The sequence below is a fragment of the Paraburkholderia sp. genome (genome assembly GCF_036488795.1).
Lineage (GTDB): Bacteria > Pseudomonadota > Gammaproteobacteria > Burkholderiales > Burkholderiaceae > Paraburkholderia.
Genome location: NZ_DASXHA010000011.1, coordinates 24,286 through 31,243, shown reverse-complemented (window position 1 = coordinate 31,243; position 6,958 = coordinate 24,286). Strand labels below are relative to the sequence as shown.

General features: G+C 61.8%; 6 protein-coding genes. 4 read left to right on the top strand and 2 right to left on the bottom strand.

The annotated features are described in order from the left end of the window. Window positions 1–282: 282 nt before the first annotated feature. Complete coding sequence (locus VGH41_RS01410) at window positions 283–1,398, bottom strand: AI-2E family transporter (protein ID WP_331595513.1); 1,116 nt, start codon at window positions 1,396–1,398, stop codon at window positions 283–285. A gap of 273 nt (window positions 1,399–1,671) precedes the next feature. Between VGH41_RS01410 and VGH41_RS01405 the strand changes: the two genes are divergently transcribed. The 4 genes from VGH41_RS01405 (at window position 1,672) to VGH41_RS01390 (ending at window position 5,587) form a co-directional block, all read left to right on the top strand. Beyond that, complete coding sequence (locus VGH41_RS01405) at window positions 1,672–2,886, top strand: DUF2863 family protein (RefSeq protein ID WP_331595512.1); 1,215 nt, start codon at window positions 1,672–1,674, stop codon at window positions 2,884–2,886. A gap of 198 nt (window positions 2,887–3,084) precedes the next feature. Continuing rightward, window positions 3,085–3,939 (top strand): response regulator transcription factor, encoded by an 855-nt coding sequence (locus tag VGH41_RS01400; protein ID WP_331595511.1) that lies wholly within the window; start codon window positions 3,085–3,087, stop codon window positions 3,937–3,939. A 116-nt stretch (window positions 3,940–4,055) separates the two neighbouring features. Next, complete coding sequence (locus VGH41_RS01395; RefSeq protein WP_331595514.1) at window positions 4,056–4,730, top strand: energy-coupling factor ABC transporter permease; 675 nt, start codon at window positions 4,056–4,058, stop codon at window positions 4,728–4,730. 218 nt (window positions 4,731–4,948) lie between these two features. Beyond that, entirely contained in the window at window positions 4,949–5,587 is a 639-nt protein-coding gene (locus tag VGH41_RS01390) for a BspC domain-containing protein (RefSeq protein WP_331595510.1), read from the top strand. 127 nt (window positions 5,588–5,714) lie between these two features. On the opposite strand, the gene VGH41_RS01385 is transcribed toward VGH41_RS01390, so the two are convergent. Next, window positions 5,715–6,869 carry a M14 family metallopeptidase gene (locus VGH41_RS01385; protein ID WP_331595509.1) on the bottom strand — a complete coding sequence of 385 codons (1,155 nt, stop codon included), beginning with the start codon at window positions 6,867–6,869 and terminating at the stop codon, window positions 5,715–5,717. Between the last annotated feature and the right edge of the window lie 89 nt (window positions 6,870–6,958).

The window sequence follows — 6,958 nt, the reverse complement described above, 5'->3', positions numbered from 1 at the left end:
CGATTACGCATTCACCACCGAAACCGCACCGCGTTGCATCACCTTCACAACCACCCGGCACCGCTTCGTTCTGCGTCGCTGCATCAGCAGCAGAGAAACGAGATTATGAAGAACTTTCGCGACGTCGTCAACAGGTTTTTTTAACTTCCTGAACCCGCCCACCCCGCCGAAAGCCTTGCCACTGCTGGCTCTCCCGCCTCCCGCACTTCGTACCCGAAGCGCGAAAGACCGAGATTCTAGCGAGCCCTTCCAGCACTTGCAAGGCCCTTCCAGGATTTATTTTCAAGGCGCCTTTTCAACGCGTCGCGCCTCGTCGATTGGAGCAGGCCCGACATCAGGCGTCATCGCGCGAGCAGCGGATGATCCGATCGTCCAGTCATGCAATACGGTGTAGGCAACCGCCAGTAGCGTAGGGCCAATAAATACACCAAGGAATCCGAATGCAAACGCCCCACCGAGGATGCCGAGCATCACCAGGATCAGCGGCATGTCACTGCTCTTGCCAATCAGAATAGGTTTGATGACGTTATCCGACATGCCGACCACGAGCACACCCCAGATCACCAGGAAAATTGCCCAACCGGTCGAGCCGCCGTGATAAAGCCAGATGGCCGCCGGCAGCCAGACAATAACCGGCCCACCCGGAATCACCGACAAAAAGAAAGTAGCCAGTCCCAGCAGCGCGGGCGCCGGAACGCCGGAGATCCAGCAGCCGAACCCGGCAAGCACGCCTTGCACGAGTGCCGTACCGAGAATGCCGTAGACCACGCCTCTTATCGTGCTGCCTGCCAGCGCCAGCAGGTAATCGGCCCGGTCGCCCGTAATGCGGCGCATGCCGGCGTTCAGCCACGCGGCCGCGCCCTCGCCTCCCGTATAGAAGAAGAACGCGAGCACGATACTCAGCGCCAGCAATCCCAATCCATGCGAGACCGCAATAGCCGCCGCCAGAATCCATTTGCCGGCGGGCGCGGCAAGTGCGCGCAATTGCGCAATCAGCTCGGAATTGCCGCTCGTCAGATGCGCCCAGAACGCCTCAATATTGGGACCGACAAGCGGCAGGCCCGAAACCCAAGGCGGCAGATCAGGCAAACCGGCGTCGAAGAGCCTTTGCACCAGCAGCGTAATGTCGTGCGCGTGGGCGGCGAAAGCGAATCCTGCATACACGAATGGGCCAAGCACCACCACCAGAATGATGATGACGATCAAGGTGGCGGCCAACTTGCGCCGGCCACCGACCACGGCCGTCAGCTTACGGTACAAGCCCCATGAGCTATAGCTGAGAATCGCGCCCCACAGCAGCGCCGTCGTGAACGGCGCCAGCACCAGCAGCGAACCGCCTACCAGCACGATCAGCGCGAACACGGCGGCGAGCCGCTCGATGAGTTGGTCCGATTTCACAATGAATCCCCTTTGTTGCGCCAGACCGCAATAGCGCAGGCGCGCACGCTCGCTGCGTACGCCGCTGAAAGCTATCAGTATAGAAGCGACTCGCGTGGCAAAACCCACCTTGTCTGAACTATCTGACCTCTACGCGGAAACTGGCTGCAAGCCCTTGCACATGGGCTGACGCGCTGTCGCAAAGTACCTTACCCAACAGGCACCGTGTGCAAATGATGGGGTGGCGCAGAAAAGACTAGAATATACGGTTCTGTGCACCCCATTTCTGGATTTATGCGCTCGCGAATCGCCAAACGTCTCCCCCCCGATGCCGACAAGCTTGTCGGCCTTTCGCTCGCGCTATTCGCGTCGGGCAGCCGCACCGAAGACCGCTTCTGGGAAGCGAAGCTCGATGCGCTGCTGGCCAAGATCGTCCGCAACGCCAATCAGACCACGCTGGACGCCGCGCTCGACCACCTGCAGCAGAATCATCCGGATGCCTACGGCGCGCTGGCCGACATGGCCGAAACGCACAGCGAGTCCTTCATTGTCGAACATGAGGGCGTTCCGTATGAATCGCTGCTGATCGCGGCGCCCGTGCTCGCCTGGACCCGCTACGCGATCCCGTCCGGCCCGCTCAAGAGTGACGCCGCCGACGCGCTGCGCGCTCATCTGCAGGCCCACGTCCTCGCTGCGGGAACGCGCGTGGCCATGGCGCCTTTTCTGTACAGCATCGACCAGTTGCCGCGTCATCACGTCGAAACCTGGCGCATCGCCCAGCAACTGACGCAAGCCGCGCTCGGCGCCGGCAGCGCGAAAATCAATTTTGGCGAACTGCCGGAGACTTCGCCCATTCTGGCCGACCCGCGCTTTCTGCTGGCCGTCGTTGCGGCGCCGGTCGGCGAACCGGTGTTTCGCTGGCAGGAAGAGGAGCACGGCAACCGCATCGAGCGCGGCCAATGTCTCGAGCAGTGGGCTACACAAGGCGGCGCCAATCTTTCGCTGGCGTTGCCCGGCTGCGAATTCGAATGCCTGCTGCCCGACGCCTACTATTCGGCCTGCCGCGACGCCGACGAGCGGGTGCGCCCGCACACCGTACGCACCGCGGTTCGCTACCTGTTCGACACGATCAGCGCCGCGCCGGCGGACCTGCGGGCCGTGGTCGCGGGCTTCGGCGAACGCCGGATCGACGAATATCGCGTCGGCTTTACGCGCCGCGGCAGTAACGACGTGATCTACGGCGTCGTCTGGCCGCTGTATGGCCGCGAAAACGGCGAAGCCGGCATTGACGAAGAGCCGCAGGAAACGCCCGCCTCCAACGGCCCGCTCGAAGAAATCGTCGCGCTGCTGAAGGAAACCGGCGTAACGGATATTCGCCGTCACGCGGGTCGCTTCGAGCCGGAATACTGCGACGACTGCGGCGTGCCGCTCTATGCGGACCCGCTCGGCGAGATTGTCCACGCCGAAATGCCGGAAGACGCCGAGCCCGCGCAGCCGCATTTTCACTGACTCTCCCCCGCAGTCAGCGCGATACCCGCCCCGCCATCGAGCGGGGCTTTTTTATGGCACTCATCCTATGCCTTCCGGCCAGGCCGTCAAAACGGCAGGAATTTGTCATCATTACGCCAGTGGCGCATCGCGATATGGCCGGCTCAATGCGGCCTGCGAGCATCGCGCCCCTACGACCGATTCATCTGGAGACATGGCATGCGATTCTCGCTTCTCAACTCGGACGCCGAACGACGCGACGGGCTCAAGACACTGTTGCGACAAATCGACCGGCAGGCGCGCTTTAACGAGGCACAGGATTGGCGTCAGATCGACCGCGCCATGCGTCGGCAAACGCCTGATCTGCTGCTGATCGACTGGCAAGACTGGATGTCGGCCGTCGACGTCAGCCGGCTGCTGGTAGAACACCCGCTGCTACGCATTGTCGTGCTGACCGACGACACTTCGCCCAAATGCGTGCGCAATTTGCTCGACCGGGGTGTGCTCGGCGTCGTTCTGCGGGGCACTGACTCACGGCTGATCGTGCGTGCGCTCGAAATCGTGCTGCTTGGCGGTCACTATGTTCCAGCGGGAGCACTTGCCCTCCCGCCGCCGCCACCGTTGCCCGAGCCGGCTCCCCAGCCGCCCGAGACCGCCGGGCCGCCGCCCCGCCGGCCCCGGCTTGCAAGCGGTCTGTCGCCGCGCCAGGAGCAGATCATGCGTTGCGTCCACATGGGCAGCACCAACAAGATGATCGCCCGCACGCTAGGTATCAGCGAGGGTACCGTCAAGATCCATCTGGCCAGCATCTTCCAGCAACTCGGTGCGCCAAATCGGGCGGCGGCGGTGGCGCTCTATAACGGCTGGCTTTCGGCGCAGCTCGAAGTCCTGCGCAGCGACCACGAAAGCAAGCAGCGGCCGGTGATGGGCGAGCCCGGCGCCGTACCTCTGCGGCGCCGCACCCGCGCGTCGTTCAAGTATCCGTTGCCCGCCAGCGACACTGCGGAAACGCTTCCCATGGCAGCCGAACCCACCGTTGCGTTCGGTGATCCCGGCTCCGGCGACTCGACCTGATGCGGACTAGCCGTAGCTCGGGACACGCACGTTGATACACTTGCTGGCGGCGCTTCCTGTCCGCTGGCATGGAATCCGCTCACACCTTTTTCCGTCCAACGAGTAATATGAGATTTATGGGTTTCCTCTACACACCGCTTCCGCTATGGGTCGCTGTCGGTGGCTGGATCGCCACCGCGGTATTGCTCGCGCTCGCGCTGTGGAAAAACCCTTTCAAGCGCCTGCAGGATGCCACGCTGCAACATGTCTGGCTGGCCATCATTGTTGCCGTATCCGTGCTGTGGGCCAGCAATGCATGGCTCGATGATGGCACCGTCATGCATCTGCTCGGTGCAACGCTCGTCGTCACGCTATTCGATTGGGCACTCGCGCTCGTTGCCATGGCCGCGGTCACCGGCCTTGCAGCGGTCGTCTTCGACGCGCCCTGGCAAGGCATCGCGCTCACCTTCCTCATTTACGGTGCCTTGCCTGTCGGTATCTCAGCGCTGTTGCAGCGAGCCAGCATTGCCTGGCTGCCGCGCAATCTCTTCATGTTCATCTTCGGTCAGGGCTTCGTATCCCCGGCTATCGCGGTTGCACTCACCGCCGCTGCCGCGTTGGGCACTCATATCGCCATCGCTGGCGGCTCAATGACGGTCGTGCCGGTCGGCTACGCGTTCAGTATCTTTCTGCTCGCAACCGGCGAAGCCTGGTTCACTGGCATGTCCACAGCCTTGATTGCGGTATACCGGCCGGCGTGGGTGACGACGTACGATGTGCGTCGCTATCGGCTGGGCGGTCCACGCATCTGAGGTGCACAAAGCGTGCATCAGAAGCGTTGTTGTTCGCGCAACGGTGAGTGTCGATACCTGTCATAAGACGTCGTTGCCGCGGCAATCGGCCGCCATCACGCATGCATGTATCGAGACCGCGCACTACGACAGGCCAAAATATTTGTGTCACGATTGAACTCCTCCCAGTCGTCGGGCATCTTACGTGCCTGATGTCTTAATAGCGTCTACCGAACTAGATGGATCGCCCCAACGTACCGCGCCGATTGCTGCGGTTGGTCGGCCGGTTAGCGGCATGTGCAACGAGTGTCTCGCTCATGTACGCCGCTCCCGTATTCGCCGATCAACTCGAACAGCACAACGAACTCGTCACTAAATTCGTCAATGACATGCACGCCGATCCGTTGGTCGCGGACTGCGCAGCGCATGGCAATTTTGTCGCCAGCACCTCAACCGTTTTCGATCACGTCGAATTCCCGCCTAGTTCCTTCGATAGCGCGCATTCGTCGGTCACGCCATGGAACGATTCGTTCGACGAAGGCAAGCAACGCGTCAAGGTGGACAGCATCGTTACAGTGGAGGGTCTTGGCGTGAGTCAGAGCGGTGGCGGCGATCCAGCCCAGCTCAAATTCCGCTGCGGTTATGTCGGCACCCAGATGCTCGCGTTCAGCTGGAACGATCCGGTGCCGCCAGCAGCCAGACCGCGCAGCGAAAGCTCGTCCGGCAAGCACAAAAGCGGCAAGGGCAAACACGGCGGCGGCAAGTCGTCGACGAAGAAGTCCTCCGGTAAAAGCACGAAGGGCTCCAAGTCGAGCAAAGCGGTCACGAGCAAGACAAGCGGCAAGAAAGCCAGCGCAAGAAAAACCAGCAACGCCTAGCGTCAGGTTGCTCGCGTAATCGCGCGAGCGGCGGCACTCAATGGAAGAAAGCGAGACATACGCTCATCACGTGAGTCTCGCTTTTTTTGTTGCTACGAATCTCCGGGAGCGCCGAATACAAACAGCGTCAGGCGAAGGTCTCAACATGCCGCAAAATAGCCTGCAGCATCGCGGCGCCCAGTGACGCGCTGCGCTCGCCGTTCCAGCCCACGCGTTCGTCAGGCAGGTTCGCGTTGTCCTTGAATGGCATTTCCAGCGTCAGCGACAGACAACCGAACTCATTGCCGATGTACTTCGACGCAAGCTTCAGTGCATCTTCGCGATACTTGCTCGCCGCGTAACCATACTTGTCCTGAAAGTCGGGACTGGCGTGTTTGAACGCTTCAATGAAGGCCTTCTGCTCCTGCCCCTGCCGCTCCGTGAAGCCGGGCAACATCTCGGAACCGGCCACGAACACATACGGCAATGCCTCGTCGCCGTGAATGTCGAAGAACAGATCGCAACCGGTTGCATGGATGGCATTACGCACCGCCAGCACTTCAGGGCTGCGCGCGGCGTCCGGTTCCATCCATTCGCGATTCAGGTTGGCGCCGCTCGCATTGGTACGCAGGTTGCCATGCACACTGCCATCCGGATTCATGTTCGGCACGATATAGAACACCGCGTGATCGTAAAGCTTGCGCGCAACCGGATCGCCCGCCCAATCGCCCCAGCCGGCGAGGCGCTTGACCATGCCTTCGACAAACCATTCCGCCATGGTCTCGCCCGGGTGCTGACGCGCGATGATCCAGATTTTCTTCTTCGGCGTGTCGCCGGTTTGCGGCGCGCCCAGCGTGAGCAGCGACATCGGCCGGCCTTCGACCGTCCGGCCGAGTTCGGTCAGCGTCGCGTGCGGCATCTGCTGCACGGCGCCAAGAAATTCCGAGTGGCGCTCCTCGCTGTACGGCTCGAAATACGCGTAGTAGATGCGCTCGAAATCCGGCGTGTGATCGATGGTCAGCACGCGGCCATCATACGAAGTCGGCACGCGGAACCAGTTCACGCGGTCGTAGCTCGCCACGGCCTGGTAGTCGCGCCAGCCTTCGGCAAAGGCGCATTCCGCGGCATTCTCGAACGTCATCACGCAACGCTCGCCCTGCACGCCGGACAAGCGAAAGTAGAACCATTGCGCGAACTCGGCGTGGCTGTCGCGCCGCACGCGCAGGCGAATGTTATCGGCCTGCTCGGAGGACAGAACTTCGATCGCACCGGCGTCGAAGTTGCTCGTGATCGATATTGTCATGATGTTTTCCCGGGGCCGGTCCATCCGGCTGGTTGCACTTTTCCAGTTGCAGGCGCTCGAGTGCGGCTTGTGCCGCGTCTCGTGCCGTC

What these genes read in the sequence shown, in the direction of transcription:
- VGH41_RS01390 (WP_331595510.1), top strand. Translation starts at nt 4,949, where the DNA reads ATGGATCGCCCCAACGTACCGCGCCGATTGCTGCGGTTGGTCGGCCGG.
- VGH41_RS01395 (WP_331595514.1), top strand. Translation starts at nt 4,056, where the DNA reads ATGGGTTTCCTCTACACACCGCTTCCGCTATGGGTCGCTGTCGGTGGC.
- VGH41_RS01405 (WP_331595512.1), top strand. Translation starts at nt 1,672, where the DNA reads ATGCGCTCGCGAATCGCCAAACGTCTCCCCCCCGATGCCGACAAGCTT.
- VGH41_RS01385 (WP_331595509.1), bottom strand. Translation starts at nt 6,869, where the DNA reads ATGACAATATCGATCACGAGCAACTTCGACGCCGGTGCGATCGAAGTT.
- VGH41_RS01400 (WP_331595511.1), top strand. Translation starts at nt 3,085, where the DNA reads ATGCGATTCTCGCTTCTCAACTCGGACGCCGAACGACGCGACGGGCTC.